The sequence below is a fragment of the Pedobacter sp. genome, assembly GCF_041645105.1.
Classification (GTDB): domain Bacteria; phylum Bacteroidota; class Bacteroidia; order Sphingobacteriales; family Sphingobacteriaceae; genus Pedobacter.
In genome coordinates this window covers 278,442-294,126 of record NZ_JBAZQQ010000005.1, presented here as the reverse complement: position 1 = coordinate 294,126, position 15,685 = coordinate 278,442, and the positions used below count along the sequence as shown (strand labels likewise).

Annotated in this window: 10 protein-coding genes; 5 read left to right on the top strand and 5 right to left on the bottom strand. The window is 36.7% G+C overall.

The window, feature by feature from the left end; genetic code table 11:
* Positions 1 to 195: 195 nt before the first annotated feature.
* Positions 196 to 7,125 (top strand): gliding motility-associated C-terminal domain-containing protein, encoded by a 6,930-nt coding sequence (locus WC623_RS17115; protein WP_372853291.1) that lies wholly within the window; start codon positions 196 to 198, stop codon positions 7,123 to 7,125.
* Between the two features lie 24 nt (positions 7,126 to 7,149).
* Positions 7,150 to 8,112 carry a PorP/SprF family type IX secretion system membrane protein gene (locus tag WC623_RS17110; RefSeq protein WP_372853289.1) on the top strand — a complete coding sequence of 321 codons (963 nt, stop codon included), beginning with the start codon at positions 7,150 to 7,152 and terminating at the stop codon, positions 8,110 to 8,112.
* Between the two features lie 6 nt (positions 8,113 to 8,118).
* Here WC623_RS17110 and WC623_RS17105 read toward each other — a convergent pair whose 3' ends face one another.
* The 3 genes from WC623_RS17105 to WC623_RS17095 all read right to left on the bottom strand — a co-directional run bounded on the left by WC623_RS17105 (position 8,119) and on the right by WC623_RS17095 (position 10,813).
* Positions 8,119 to 9,060, bottom strand: a complete 942-nt coding sequence (locus WC623_RS17105; RefSeq protein WP_372853287.1) for a DUF72 domain-containing protein — start codon at positions 9,058 to 9,060, stop codon at positions 8,119 to 8,121.
* Between the two features lie 75 nt (positions 9,061 to 9,135).
* A complete protein-coding gene (locus tag WC623_RS17100) occupies positions 9,136 to 10,239 on the bottom strand; it encodes a S1C family serine protease (RefSeq protein ID WP_372853285.1) in 1,104 nt (367 codons plus the stop codon).
* Positions 10,240 to 10,246: 7 nt separating this feature from the next.
* Positions 10,247 to 10,813, bottom strand: a complete 567-nt coding sequence (locus WC623_RS17095; RefSeq protein ID WP_372853283.1) for an RNA polymerase sigma factor — start codon at positions 10,811 to 10,813, stop codon at positions 10,247 to 10,249.
* 467 nt (positions 10,814 to 11,280) lie between these two features.
* Between WC623_RS17095 and WC623_RS17090 the strand changes: the two genes are divergently transcribed.
* The 3 genes from WC623_RS17090 to WC623_RS17080 all read left to right on the top strand — a co-directional run bounded on the left by WC623_RS17090 (position 11,281) and on the right by WC623_RS17080 (position 13,581).
* A complete protein-coding gene (locus WC623_RS17090; RefSeq protein ID WP_372853281.1) occupies positions 11,281 to 11,490 on the top strand; it encodes a hypothetical protein in 210 nt (69 codons plus the stop codon).
* Positions 11,491 to 11,592: 102 nt separating this feature from the next.
* On the top strand, positions 11,593 to 12,939 hold the full coding sequence (gene purB / locus WC623_RS17085) for an adenylosuccinate lyase (protein WP_372853279.1): 1,347 nt from the start codon (positions 11,593 to 11,595) through the stop codon (positions 12,937 to 12,939).
* 90 nt (positions 12,940 to 13,029) lie between these two features.
* A complete protein-coding gene (locus WC623_RS17080) occupies positions 13,030 to 13,581 on the top strand; it encodes a NifU family protein (protein ID WP_372853277.1) in 552 nt (183 codons plus the stop codon).
* Between the two features lie 114 nt (positions 13,582 to 13,695).
* On the opposite strand, the gene WC623_RS17075 is transcribed toward WC623_RS17080, so the two are convergent.
* The gene (locus tag WC623_RS17075) at positions 13,696 to 14,490 is read right to left on the bottom strand and encodes an inositol monophosphatase (RefSeq protein WP_372853275.1); all 795 of its coding nucleotides are present in this window, start codon (positions 14,488 to 14,490) and stop codon (positions 13,696 to 13,698) included.
* Between the two features lie 11 nt (positions 14,491 to 14,501).
* Positions 14,502 to 15,656, bottom strand: coding sequence for a prolipoprotein diacylglyceryl transferase (locus WC623_RS17070; RefSeq protein ID WP_372853273.1), 1,155 nt, complete (start codon positions 15,654 to 15,656; stop codon positions 14,502 to 14,504).
* Positions 15,657 to 15,685: the final 29 nt, after the last annotated feature.

The following is a 15,685-nucleotide window of genomic DNA, read 5'->3' as shown; positions in this document are numbered from 1 at the left end:
ATAGTATTTCTGTTTTTTTTTCATTCTAGCCGTTTTAACACTTGTATTTGCATTTGTCCCCCATTTGTCCCCCCCTAGATAAACCTCATTTATAATTAATTAAGGCATTTTTGCAGGCTGACTATTCACCCACCAAATTATAACCATTAAAATCAACCCTAATTAAATCATTTCCTAAAAAATGCTCTTATAATTATGAATTCACCAAATCAAACCAGTAAAAAAAGTACCATTATGCTTTTTTTACTACTTTTTAGTACCCAATTATGGGCACAGAGAGACGATGCAGCTATTAGTGGAAAATTCTCCATCACCACTGGAACAGAAAGCACCATATCTATTTCCTGGGGAAATAATTTACCTGAATATGACCGGGGAGCAGCTATCGCTTGTAATGGACGGCATCACAGAATTACTACTTTAGATCAAACAGTAGACGGAGGAACGAGTCGCCCAAGTGCCGGCAGCTTCAGTAAAGACATGGGACCCAGTAGATCAGGCACTATTGAAGTACAATATCAATGGGGATCTGGAACCGGAGGCTGTTTCGCGGGATGGGCCTCTGCTTATTTTAACTACAGCACCCAAAAAATTAAAGCACCAACAAATGTACGCGGTGTATTAAATACAACCCCCTATTACGCTATAAAAATAAGTTGGAATAAAGGGACATCTATTGCAAATAACCTAATTCAATATCTTATTAAACGTAATGGAATAGCCATCGCAACTATTGCCGGTGATGAATTAAGTTATGAAGATTTTAACGTAACTCCAGGAACGGCTTATAGCTATACTGTACAAACTATAGTAGGACCTAATGCTCCATCTGATTGGGTAAAGGACGTTTCTCTTATATCAAATACATTTAGCATAACTCCGCCTGCACATGAGTTAACAGCTAGCGCAGATGAGTTAGCAAAGGTAAAATTAACCTGGCCTAACCTAAATCACATTAAAGGGATCGATGCTATTATCATATACAGAAACAATGAAATTCTGACTGATGTTTCCAGGACAACAAAAACCTATACAGATAATGATGTAGTTCCCGGAATGGTTTACACTTACAAACTTGGTTTATCAAGCGACGGTTCAACCTCGCTTGATGTAAGTAATTGGTACAGCGTTCAAAAACAAGGAAAAAGTCTTCCCAATGGAAAGATTAGCGGTTATGTACGAGGCAAAACCAATGCAGGAATTTTAGGTGTAGAAATTACAGTCACTTCTAACAAACAACTAAATAACAATCTTTCCAATACTATCTACAGCCATTCTACAGTGACAGACGCCAATGGATATTATGAAATCCCCGGTATCTTTTACGAAAAAGCAGCAGACTATATCGTTGTTCCAAAAATGCCCGACTATGATAAAGAACGTTTTAACCCAAAATCACTAACACGTAAACTGACTTTAGACGACTACAACATCAGAAATGTTGACTTTACGGATACAGCATCCCTAGCGATTAGTGGAAAAGCTTACTTCAAAGCATTTGCTGATGCCAATATGAACCAGATCCGTCTACCATTGGAAGGTGCAGAAGTTTGGCTAAACGGTGACAATACCGGTGTTAAAACCAAAGTAGATGGCTCTTATAGTGTAAGTGTGATCAATGGTGGCGAACATACCGTTCAACTTAAATACAGGCATCACGACATCAGACACGCTGGGACAACCAATCCCATTGCAAAAGTTAGTGTTAGAAGCCTAACTAACGGAGTAGATTTCGAAAATCTACAAACGGATACGTTAAAAATAAAAGTTGCAGCGATCTGCAATGCCCCAATTGGAGAAAATGCAACGATCAGCTTAAACTCAAAGAAAACCGGAATAACCGGAACCGGTGCAGCACTCAGCTTTAAGAGAAACTATACCGTTCATTCCAATGATTACGTACAGGGAGTGAACCCAGGACAGACTGAACGAGGAATAATGAATCTGGTTCTTCCAGCTACCGACTTTCAGGTACAAGTAAGTGCAATTAAGGAATTGAATTCTCAAAACACCAATAAACTTGAATATTTCACCAAAACATATAACATCTTAAATGTTAATCTTGCGGTCAGAGACACATTATTCAATATTTCAAATCGAGATCAGATTACAGTGATCAAACCTGATACCCTCCGCTTAAGTGATGGTACATTTGATATTACTCCGGGGCGACAAGACACACTTGTCATATCCGACACTGTGAAAATAGCCAATGCCCCATCTGCAGAGTTCATTTTCCATAATCTCATGAGGATACAATTAAACGGTGATAACCCCGTTTTTACAGACTCAGTTTACCTGAAAACACAGCAGAAATATAAGTATCTGTTAACCCAGAATGATAAACACAATGTTAAAATAAAAATATTCGAACATTACGAGTATAACAATGTGGTTTATGGTTGTGCACTGGATTCGGGCACCGTATACATTTACAATGGCTTATCTGACCTACCCAATCGTGAGGAGCTTAAATTAGACAGTACTGGTGTAATTAATTATAGTTTCCGCGTTGGGAAACCAGTATTAGAGGCACCTTACGAAAAGAACTTACAATTTGTTGCAAAAGTTGGTGGCAGACAAACTTCAGAAATTCTAACTGCTATTGTAGAAGGCGAAAGACCAAGAAACGCTACCTTCTTAACCAAAACACCAGAAATTCCATTATTTGTACTACATGATCCACCGGGAGATAAATCATTCGCTACCATCGAAAAAGGATCGACCTTCAGTACTTCAAGCACTACACAATATGGTGGTGGAGGCGGAGTTGGAGCCTATACCGATTCTAAAATTGGTTTAGGATTAAGTAACCAGCCCTTTGTAGGATCTGCGGGTGGAGCTGTACACCTTCAAGCCGAACTAGAGATAGGTGGAGATGACCAAAAAACAAAATCAGTAGTATATACCGCAACCTTTAACGAGAGTTTCTCAACTTCAGGAGAAGAAAATCTTACAGGTGCCGATGCCGACATTTATGTTGGGGCATCTATCAACATGACTTATGCACTTACTGATGTACTTTTTTACGACAAGGTAAAGCAGGAAATGAATAGGGATACTTCATTTGCAGCGGATTATACTGGTTTTGGTACCACCTTTGTGTATACAGAAAAACACATCAAAAGTACCCTTATCCCTCAGTTAAAAACTGTGTATTCACTGGCCAATGCAAAATATGAATCGGCCAAACTACGTAGTGAAACAGACAAAACAATAACACCTGCTATACTAAACCAACTTAACAGAGAGCAGGAAGAAAGTAAAGCCGGCATTGAAGCCTGGAATAAAGCGCTGGAAAAAAATGACCTGGTTAGACGAAAATCACCTCCTATCAAACTACCTGATAACCTCAATTCTATTGTAGACGGAAATATCTCATTCAGTGCTGGAGCAATCTATGAAAACTCACTTACCCTTGATACCATTAGCGGCAACAGTCATGAAGTATCTGTGTACATTGAAGGTGCAGTACGAGTAGGTATGTTTGCACAAGTAGGTGATTTTAACCAGGCAGATATTGGTGGTTTGGTTTCTTTCCGTTTCAATCATAATAAAACAAAAGAAGAAAGTAAACAAAGTAATGTTACCACAACCTATCATCTGGAGGATAATGACATAGGCGATTTCTTCTCAGTAGAACTAGCCAAAGACACAGCTTCAGGTACACCAGTATTTAGAACGGTATCTGGATCTTCAAGCTGTCCACATGAAGATAATACGCAATTCAGACATCTACCTTCTATTCAGATCAGCGGAGCTAGCGAACAACGTAATGTTCCCTCTTCACAATCTGCCAAATACGAAATCATCATTGCAAACCGTAGTGAAAGCGATGAAACTGTTGAATACGCGATCAAATTAGATCCATTAAGTAATCCACATGGCGCAAAAGTACTTGTAGGTGGACAAGATGTAACTAATGGTGCAGCAATTTATACCATTCCTACTGGAAAAAGTTTCAAATTACCCGTTGAGGTTACCAAAGGGCCATTGGCTAGTATTTATGAAGACTTAAAACTTGTTATTTTCTCAACCTGCGATAACACCCTGGCAGAAGTAGAAGAAGAGAATGCGACAACGATGGTAAAAATCAATGCATATTTTCAAAATAAATGCAGCGAAATTGACCTATTTGTACCAGGAAACAACTGGAATGTAAACCAGTCTTATCAAAATAGATTACCAGTTGCCTTTAGTAAATATGATGCTTCTGAAGCTTCTCCTTTAACCAGTATTGGCTTACAATACAGAAAGCTCAATACTGAATTTGATAACGGCCAGTGGATAACTGTAGCAACTTTCCCAAAAAGTGTATTGATCAATAAATATTTTGATTACGATTTTAATGTAAGCGGACTACCGGATGGCGAATACGAAATCAGAGCTATTGCAATATGCGAAGGGGTTGATGTGAATTACTCTCCTATTTATGCCGGAAAGATAGACCGCAAATCTGCCGTGGCATTCGGCGTACCTAGTCCTAAAAATGGCATTCTTACAACAGCAGATATTATCGGGGTTGGTTTTAATAAGGACATCATTTATGGTGATGCTTCGCAGCCAATTGGTGTAAAGCTAATCAGAAAAGATAATGGAAAAGAAATTCCTGCAATCATCATTGGAGATGGTAGAAATCTAGAAATCAGAACAGTTCCTGAAAATGCCATTGATGAACTCGAAAATGTAGAATTACGTGCCACTATATTCAACGTAAAAGATGTAAATGGGAATGCCGTTACTGACAGCATTAAATGGAGCTTTGTAGTCAACAAAAGTCCTGTTTATTGGTCACCAACAAACCAGGAAATCAACGTTATAGAAAAGCAACAACATTTCTTCAGTGCATCACTGACCAACAAATCAGCCCTTAATCAGAGCTTTATCTTAACTAAGATTCCAGGTTGGTTGATACCAACGATAAAATCAGGCAAAATACCTCCTTTAGGAAATTCTAATATTGATTTTACCATTAGCAAAGACCTAAACACAGGAATTTACTTGGATACAGTTGTTGCGGAAATTGATGGCAAAAACCAATACTTGTATGTTACTGTAAATGTGCTACGCAACCCACCAAATTGGACAGTAAACCCATCAAAATACAAATATAACATGGGTTTAACGGTACAATTCAGCCTAGACGAAACAGACGAACTTACCTCTAAAGACATCAGAGATAAAGTTGCTGTATTTGCTGGGAATGAATGTCGTGGAATTGCCCAAATAGAATATAACTTCGACTATAAAAAGTATGTTGCTCATGTCACCGCTTACTCAAATACCCAGAGTGGTGAACAGCTTACATTCCGTTTTTGGGATACTTACCCGGGTATTGAGTACCAATCTGTTGAACGTCTTTCATTTACGTCAAATGCTTCTGTAGCTAGTGTTGCAAGTCCATTGGTACTACATCCTGAAGGCGTTTACCAATCTATCCCTCTAAAAGAAGGATGGAATTGGATATCCTTTAATGTCAACACACCAGATATGAGCCTTAAAAACGCACTTGGCTCATTAAACTCCACTCCTGGCGATTTAATAAAGACAATTAATAACAACAACGCATTTAGTCAGTATGCTAAAGACATGGGTTGGGTTGGAAATCTGGACAGTCTTAAACTTCCATCCAGCTATATGCTTTATGTATCGAAAGCAGATACGTTAAGGATCCTGGGAAATTTCATTGATTCCCATGCCAAATTGAAACTGAATAAAGGATGGAATTGGATCGGCTATCCTATGGTAGAGAACATGGAATTGAATAATTACCTGAAAAATTTCAATCCAGTTGATGGTATGACCATCATGAGTCAAACTGAGTTTGCATCATACAATCCATCTACAAACTCATGGGCCGGAAGTTTAAAATATCTGAGATCAGGACAAGGCTACAAATTGTATAGTCCTGTTAATGGTTTCGAAATCCCAATTGTTCCATATGATCCACTTACTGAAGCGCCCGTTAATCAAAGTGTACCTGCACCGGTAAACTATCCCAATGCGAAAATTATCATCAATAACCCCAATGGAAATGTAAGCAGTACAATAGATGATAGATTTGTAAATACCACAGATTACGAAAACAATATGTCGATTACTTCGATCATTAATCAGGGTGGCCAGAACGTATATAATGGAAATCGCTCCTCAAGTACCCGTGGTAGAATATCCTCATCAAAAACTTCATTGGCCGCCAAGGCCCAGCCGATAGCAGACAGATACGAAATATATGTATACGTAGAAGACAAGCTAGTAAATATTGTACACCAAACCAGTTTACCTAATGGAAACTTAATAGGTTTCCTACCCGTAAATGGCAATCACACAGATGATGGTAAAAAAGTAGTCATCAAAGTTTATGACAAAGAGGAAAAGAAAGAATATCTGGCTAAAATTGACAGACCAATTGTTCATAACGACAATCAAATAGCAGGAAACATTGAAGCACCAATTGTGTTGATTTTAGAAGGCGATGCGGATATTGCTGTAAGTAACGAAATCGTACAAACGCAGATAAATAAAGAAGAAGAGTTTACCTACACGCTGAAATTAAATAATATCAGTAACGAATTAGCCGTAAATGTGAATGTAACAGACACTCTTCAAAAAGGTTTTGACTACGTCTCCTCTCCTTCTGCAATTATTTATGATCCTATTAACCGAACCTTTAAAACTACAATACCTACAATAAAAGCAGGGGAAGAGCTTAAACTATCAATTAACCTGAAAGCTAATAAAGTAGGTAATTTAAAGCTCGGAAATGGTGACATTACAGCAAACAACGACATAAATAAAATCAACAACCAGTTTCCGGAAATTCTAATCACATCTGTTGAAAAAAGAGCAAACTCAGCGAAAATACTGATACCATCCTTATTTACACCAAACGGTGATGGCATCAATGACTATTTCGAAATAGTCGGCCTTAAAGAATTCTATCCGTCAAATACACTTGTTATTTATAATAAAAATTATCAAGAGGTATATAGAAAGGAGAATTATCAAAACGATTGGTCGGGAAATAATCAGCCAATGGGCTCTTACAGGTATGTACTAAAAGTGAAAAATACAGATAACACAGAAGTCTTTTATAGAGGTTTTGTTTCTATTATTTACCAATAAACAAAAACCAAAAAAATAATTGTCATGAAAAAAATCCTCCTATTATCATCTATACTGATCTGTTCAATTTCTCAGCATATATACGCTCAGATAGAGATGCAGGGAAGTCAGTTTATTTTTGATAAAACATTTATTAACCCAGCATTTTCAGGCATTGATGGTCACATCAATGCCAACCTACACTATCAGCTAAATGAAGTAAACCAGGGAACGGGGAAATCGCATACTATTTCTGCCAGTGGAAATATTCCGATGCCTAAAGTTAAATCCAGCTTAGGATTAAACATCGTAAGAAGCGTTTTTGGATATGATAGCTATACAATGGGTTATGGTAACTATGTTTATCATTTACCAGTATCAGAAAATACAGTTTTATCTTCAGGTATCAGTTTTGGCGTACAGCAATTCGATATCAACGTCCTTAACTCGACCACCATTGTTGAGAATGACCCTCTCGCAGCCAGAAATATTTACAGTTCTAAGTTTGATGCACGTTTCGGTATAGTAGGTACATTTAGCAAGAAATACTATGTAGGATTATCCTTCGATAACATATTGTCCCTTTATGATAATAAGGATAGCTATTACAATCAGATTCCTAATACATTTCGTAAAATCAATATGTACCTGATAGGAGGCGCTACTGTTCATAACAACGAAAATATAACCTTACGGTCAAATATATTGGTCATGAAAACTTTCGGTGGGCTCACTGCACTTGATGTGAATGCAATGGTAACTTTAAACGAAGGCTTAAGTTTTGGTTTGGGTTTCAGGCAACAAATTGAAGAACTACAAAGTGTTGCCGTTGGAGCTGAGGGCAAATCATTTTCACAGTCATTACTCCGTCCGATGCTTCAATATGCAATTCCAACCTCAAAAAAGGAAATGATCAAAATTGGATATTGCTATAGTTTTAATGCAGGTCGTTCAACTTCTATTGGCATGGCTTCACACGATATTGCATTAACTTTTAGCATTCTATAATCCCCTTTAAAACAACTTCTTCTGATCGGCTTTAAGATCATTAGATATAAATTTAATTTCAGGCACCTTTGCTCCAAGGTGCCTGTTAAATTGTTTGATGGTATAATCTGCCAAAACAGGTGTATCCTTTTCATCATGTTGATGAAGAAAAAAATAAACTTTTTCTAGTCCTTTACCAAGCCAACTCTTAATTCTTGTTACCCATTCATCAATTCTGGCAAAGTCAGATTCCTTAAAATCCTGACCATTTCCAACAAAACGAATAAATATTTCGGGAATCGTCAGCTCCATGTGGACACAATCTCTTCTTCCACTGGCATCTGTAATTACGGCTCCCTTTTTTAACCTGTGCAGCATCTCGAACAACCGCTCTCTATCTACGGCATTGGCAAACCATTCTTCATGTCTCAATTCTACAAAAACCTGGAAGTCGACAGGTAACAACTTCAAATAATTCTCCAGGATATCAAAATTCTTAGGACCAAAATTATCCCCAAGCTGTAAAAAGCAAGGCCCAAGATACTTTCCAAATTCGTGAATGCTTGATAAATAAAGATCTGTTGGAACTTCAGCATCTTTTAATCTTTTGATATGACTGATTGTTCTGGAAAATTTAGGACAAAATATAAATCCATTGGTAGAATTCTCCTCAGCTTTTTGCTTCCATTTTCGGATCAGCTCGGCATTGGGAATGCTATAAAATACCGCATTAAGTTCAATCGAATTAAAATGCTTTACATATTGATCTAAAAAATCAGCTTCTTTAGTTTTGGCCGGATAGATCATATTTAGCCATTCCTTTCTTCCCCATTTAGCGCAACCTATATAAAATGCAGGGTCTTTAACAGGCTTATTTTCTGTAAGTGTTATCGCCGTTTGCTTTCCATCTTCTGGAAGTGTGAAATCTACAGATGCGATTTCATGTTCTGCTACTTTTCCAAAATCCATATCAAATGCTATATAAAATTAAACCCCGAAACTATCAATTAGTTTCGGGGTTTAATTATTTTTTTTCAGACCTTATTACTTATAGACCTTAATCATAAATACATAGTCTTTTATTTTGTTCACTTGCTGAGGTTTACTTAAGCCTTGTAATGAATTTCTTTTACTGAAAGCAATCTTTTTACCTAAAGAATCATTAGGAATAGAATTTAATGCTTCCTGAATATATTTAGATTTAACAGCAAATGTAGCACCATCAACCTGGTTTTGTTTAGCACTGATTACACCAATGATATTTCCGTCATGATCTAATAAAGGTCCACCACTATTGCCTGGGTTAACTGGTATAGACACCTGATATTGAGTTGTATCTCCATTATAACCTGATTTAGAGCTTACATAACCTTGCCCATATACTGCATCATCTTTAGGAAATCCAAGTGTATACACAGACTCACCCATACCTATTATATTTTGTTTCAAGCGATATGGTAAGTTTGACAAGGCAGTAAATGAATCATCCGTAATCTTAAGAATGGCCAAGTCATACTGAGAATCTCTGCGTTTAACCATAGCCTTATATGAATTACCTTTACTATCCTGAACATAAACAGAATCTGCCCCATCAACCACATGTAAATTAGTTAAAATATAACCGTTTGCTGTTAGCGCGAACCCAGTACCACCAAAGTTTGCAGGCTTTAAGTCTTTAGGAACATTAGCTGAATTATTATTGGTAGAATTTATTTTTCTGATCAGGTTACTTTGAGATGTTTTAATTTTTGCCAGTTCCCTGCTTACCAGTTCTACACTTCCACTTTGCTGTGTTGTTTGTTGTATGGAGTATAATGTAACAACCGTAAGTAATATAAATGAAGCAGCAACAGCAATAGCTGCTTTATTTTTACGCCATATATTTATAATAAATGATGGGTGCGGACCAACCTCTTTGCTTATAGCAGCAACGTCGATTTGTGCATGGACCTCATTCATTTTATTCTTCAAATCAGAAATTGAGGCATAATCATTCAATGACTCCAAAAAAACTTTATGCGCCACCACCTTATGATCAACAGTTGCATCTTTTAAACGTAGTTCTTCAAAAGCCTTAACTTCATCATCATTTAGTTTCCCATTCAGATAATCTTCAATTATCCCCTCTAATTCTATCTCGTTCCTCATATCAATATTAAGATTGAAAAAATAACTTCTTTAACCTTTGAAGGCATTTATATTTCTGTGTTTTGGCATTATCCGCATTGGTATAGCCAAATTTCTCACAGATTTCCTGCATTGAAAGGTTATTTATATAAAAATCCTGAATAATCGTTTTACAGGGTTCTCCCAGATGAAGCAATGCAGATTGCATTTTATCAAATTGCTGATCCTTCTCTTCATGGTGTTCTACGTCCGTCTCTACAGCAATCACATCTTCAAAGTCCGAAATGTCATTTGATTTTTTGCTTTGTTGCGAAAGCTTCTTCAACCAAATTCTTCTGCACACTGAGTAGATATATGTTTTTAGTTTACTGCTTAGCTCGAAGTTACCGCCCTTAATTTTATTGTATAAAACGATGATTCCTTCCTGATACACGTCTTTTGCATCATCTTCATCACCGTTGTTATTCAAAATAAACTGCAATACCATCGGAAAATACCCCGTATACAGTTTATTTAGCGCTTCTTCTGAGTTATTTAAGATACCTAAAACAACCTCTCTATCTGTTGGAACTGAACTGCTTAACTTATTACTCACTAATTAATACCTTTATACGTGAATGGTAACCCAATGTTAAGTAAAATAATTATTTTTTCTTGTTAATTGGTGTAGATTCCTTTTGCTATTCTTTTGCTACCCTTTTGCTATTGTTTTGCTATCCTTTTGCTCGGACCAATAAAAATGCATAATTAGGGCATACTAACAGCTATAATAAATCAATAGGAGTTTCAAACTGAAACTATCTAAGGATCAAACGTAAATAAGTATAAACCATTATCTCCGTAAAATAAAAAACAAAGAAACATTAGAATTTAAAGAAATGATGATATATTTGCGGCTCGGAATTAGAACCTGAAAAGCTTATCCGACTGTAAACCAATACAATAGAATAAAAAAGAAGTATTATTAAAAATAATTCAACTTTTTTTGAAATAACTGGGTTACCTTTTAAACTTTCAGGTATTAATCAGTAAAATTAATTAATTATTTAAAATAGAATTAGAATGAAAAACGCATTTAAATTTGGCTTTTTAGCTTTAGCAATTTCTTTATCAGTAGCAGCTTGTCAATCATCAGAAAAAACTGCTGAAACTACAGATACTACGTTAACTGACACTTCAGCTATCGTAACTACAGTAGATACTAACGTAACTGACTCAACTGTTAAAGATACTACAGTAACTACTACAACTACTGAAACTCCAGCTCACTAAGCTAAATAAGTTATCTTATAAAAAAAGGCTTTGGGATTTCCCGAAGCCTTTTTTTATTGCCGTCAGGAATGTACCTTTGCAACGTAAAAAATCGTTACATTCATGAATTTATCTTCACTTCAAGCCATATCTCCAGTTGATGGCCGTTATAGAAATACAACACAGAGTCTTTCTAAGTATTTTTCAGAATCTGCTTTAATCAAATATAGAGTCTATGTAGAAATTGAATACTTCATTTCACTATGTGAATCAGGTATACCTGGACTGGAACAGTTTGACAAAGCAAACTACCCGAAACTTAGACTGATTCATGAACAATTTAACGATGAGCATGCTCAGGAAGTTAAAGACACTGAAAAAGTAACGAACCACGATGTTAAAGCAGTTGAGTATTTTATAAAAAAACAATTTGATAGCCTTGGATTGGAAAGCTATAAAGAATTTATTCATTTTGGCTTAACCTCTCAGGATATTAACAATACTGCCATCCCTTTCACTTTTAAGTTAGCGCTTAACGAAGTCTATTACCCTAATATCACCGGCTTGATCAGCAAAATAAAAGAACTGGCCAATGAATGGAAAGAGGTGCCTCTATTGGCTCACACCCATGGCCAACCTGCCTCTCCTACTAAACTGGGTAAAGAGTTTCTTGTATTCGCAGAACGTCTGGAAATACAATTAAACAATTTAAAAAACATCCCTAACAGCGCTAAATTTGGTGGTGCAACAGGAAATTTCAATGCACATCATATAGCCTATCCTAATATTGATTGGGTAGAATTTTCAAATCGTTTTGTAAATGAGGCTTTAGGATTAACACGTGCCCAGCACACTACTCAGATTGAACATTATGATCAATTTGCAGCACAGTGCGATGCATTAAAAAGAATCAACAATATCATTATCGACCTTGACAGAGATATCTGGGCCTATATCTCTAAAAACTATTTCAAACAAAGAATCAAAGAAGGTGAAGTAGGTTCATCTGCTATGCCACATAAAGTTAACCCTATCGACTTTGAAAATGCCGAAGGTAATGCTGGTATTGCAAATGCTTTATTTGAATTCTTTGCTGCAAAACTTCCAATCTCCCGATTACAAAGAGATTTAACAGATTCAACAGTCCTGAGAAATGTAGGTGTTCCAATGGCACATACTGTAATCGCCATTTCATCAACTTTAAAAGGTTTGAATAAAATCATATTAAATAATGATGCCATAGCTGCAGACCTGGAAAACAATTGGGCTGTGGTTGCAGAAGCGATACAGACCGTATTGAGAAGAGAAGCTTATCCTAATCCTTATGAAGCATTGAAGGACTTGACAAGAACTAATCAGCAGATAACAGCGGTTACAATGGCCGACTTCATTGATGGCTTAAATGTAAGCGATCAGTTAAAAGCAGAGTTAAAGCAAATTACTCCTTTCAATTATACAGGAGTATTTTAAGCAGGTCATCGTATATAATGACCTAAAACAGACACCTGGTCCTGCAATTGCAGCAATGAATTATCTATTTTTGTATAAAATATTAAGACAATGACTATCAACGTATATACAGAACAAACACCAAACCCTGCTACAATGAAATTCATGGTCAATAAATTATTGATCAATGGCAGTGAAGATTTTGCAACTAAAGAAAGTGCTGAGCATTCTCCGTTTGCTAAGGAACTGTTTAAGTTTAACTTTGTTAACGGTGTGTTCTTTGCCAGTAACTTTGTTACAATTACTAAAACGGAAGATGCTGAGTGGCCGGATATCGAACCAATTTTAAAGGAGTTTGTAAAAGGCGCTGTAGAATCTGAATATAAAATTAAAGAAGATACTTCAGATGAAGCTCCTGTTTTTGCAGGAACAGATCTTGAAATTAAGATACAGCAAATCCTGCACGATTATGTTCGTCCTGCAGTTGAACAGGATGGTGGAGCAATTAGCTATAAATCTTTTGATGAAGGTGTGGTTACTGTAGAGCTTAGAGGTTCTTGCAGCGGTTGCCCTTCTTCTACCATCACGTTAAAATCGGGTATACAGAACTTATTGCAACGTATGGTTCCTGAAGTTAAAGAAGTAGTATCTGAAGCTTTATAAGCGCAACTTATATCCACAACAAAAAAGCCCTTGTGTTTTAAGGACATGTAAAATCTTTTCTTCAAAAGATTTTGATTCCGAAAAGTATAAGGGCTTTTTATTTATAATAACCTGTTAGCTATTAAAATGTCGTTCAATAATATCCAGTAGCTCGTTATCGAGCAATCCATTTGTTGCTAAAACCTCCCGCTTTTCAATAAACTCATCACCCCCACTAAAGTTCATAATTTGTCCACCTGCCTGCTGTACAAGGTAAGCACCTGCAGCAACATCCCAGGCGTTAAGATTATACTCAAAAAAAGCATCAAAACGACCACAGGCCACATAGGCTAAATCTACAGCTGCAGAACCGATTCTTCTTATACCACGACACCTACGCATCATTTCTGTAAAGAGCTTAATGTAATCAGCTTGTTTATCAAAATCGTAATAAGGGAAGCCTGTGGCCAACAAACAATCGGCAAGCTCAGTTCTCTTAGAAACACTGATAGGCTTATTATTTAAAAAAGCTGATCCTCCTTTAAAGGTATAAAACATCTCCCCTCTGTTGATTTCATAAACCACACCAATTACAGGTTGGTTCTCCTCATACAAAGCGATGCTTATAGAATAAGTGGGAACCCCATGAATAAAATTAGTTGTACCATCAAGAGGATCGATGATCCAGTTATAAACTTTCCCGGTACGGGTTATAGTCTTTTCTTCGGTCGTAAATCCAGCTAAAGGAAGAATCTTAGAAAGGTTTCTAACCAACTGTTTCTCCGCAGTTTTATCTACATAAGAAACCAGGTCGTTCAGGCCCTTGAACTCTATTGCATCAGCATCAAAGTTCATGGACTCCTTTCTAATAAAATTACCTGTAAGTCGCGCTATTGCTACAACCTTGGAACACAATATTTCGTAATTCAAATCCAGCAGGTTTAGTAATTGGCTAATTTTTCCTTATTTCTTATAGAATAGAGTACAAGAAGCAAGCCAGACAAGAACATTAAACATGAAATCAGTTCGGCTTGTGTAAATTGTATTCCAGAAACGTTATACTTTGTATTTACCCTGATCAATTCAATAAAGAAACGCTCAACACCATTCATCATCAGGTAAATTCCAAACATCATTCCAGGCAATTTAATGCGGTCACGGATTTTCCATAAAATCAGAAAAAGAATGAAACATACTATTACCTCGTAAAGTGGTGTTGGATACGCTGGCTGAGCCAGTTCATTGCAGAATTTACCCACGCATCCAGGAATTGGAATACCCTCGTTAGCTACGTTATTAGGATATTTATAAGCCCACAACCAGTCTGGCAACCATGAAAAAGGTTTAGGATTCAGATTCGTAATACCCCAATCTCCATCGCCAGACATATGACAACCTATACGTCCGACACTGTAAGCAAGCATCATACCTGGTCCACCAATATCTAACATGTGTAATGGCTTAATACCATTCTTACGAGCAATATACAATACTGCAGCACCGCCACAGATCAAACCACCGTAAAAAGTTAAACCACTAAACGAAAGCAAGCCTGCTATTGGATCCGCAATAAACGTATCCCAATGCTCCAGATTATCGAATATTTTAGCGCCTAAAAATCCCCATACAGCAGCCCATACAATCAGATTACCCATCAGCTCATGCGGGTGTTGAGTTACTTCAACAGTTTTAGGTTTATCCAGTTTAACCTTATTTTTCTCCTGATAATCCCAATAAGCAAACAAGCCAGCAAAGAACAAACCACCCAGTAAACTTCCTTGAGTGGATAACAATACAACTTGTGCATCAGCTACAAAAAGTTTATAATTTAACAGCGCATAAACCAGTTTGTAACCAATAAGGAAACCAAAAATAGCATTCGAAGCTAATTCAATGGCACTTGCAGGTTTACCAATAGTAACGCGTTTTTTTATGGGATGAAGAATTCCGAGTGCTTCTTTTCTTTTAAACTCTTTGGAAAAAGCCCAGTAACCGGCAATAAATGCTAATGCTACAAAAACACCAAACGTATTAAATGGAAGTGGAATCTGTATTCCGAAAAGGTATTCTATAAAATGAGATACGGTAGGAAACATAAGTTAAAAAAGGTTTTATGCGAATATAG

Excerpts from the sequence above, each read along its gene's own strand:
- WC623_RS17115 (WP_372853291.1), top strand. The coding sequence starts at position 196 with ATGAATTCACCAAATCAAACCAGTAAAAAAAGTACCATTATGCTTTTT.
- WC623_RS17110 (WP_372853289.1), top strand. The coding sequence starts at position 7,150 with ATGAAAAAAATCCTCCTATTATCATCTATACTGATCTGTTCAATTTCT.
- WC623_RS17105 (WP_372853287.1), bottom strand. The coding sequence starts at position 9,060 with ATGGATTTTGGAAAAGTAGCAGAACATGAAATCGCATCTGTAGATTTC.
- WC623_RS17100 (WP_372853285.1), bottom strand. The coding sequence starts at position 10,239 with ATGAGGAACGAGATAGAATTAGAGGGGATAATTGAAGATTATCTGAAT.
- WC623_RS17090 (WP_372853281.1), top strand. The coding sequence starts at position 11,281 with ATGAAAAACGCATTTAAATTTGGCTTTTTAGCTTTAGCAATTTCTTTA.
- purB (WP_372853279.1), top strand. The coding sequence starts at position 11,593 with ATGAATTTATCTTCACTTCAAGCCATATCTCCAGTTGATGGCCGTTAT.
- WC623_RS17080 (WP_372853277.1), top strand. The coding sequence starts at position 13,030 with ATGACTATCAACGTATATACAGAACAAACACCAAACCCTGCTACAATG.
- WC623_RS17070 (WP_372853273.1), bottom strand. The coding sequence starts at position 15,656 with ATGTTTCCTACCGTATCTCATTTTATAGAATACCTTTTCGGAATACAG.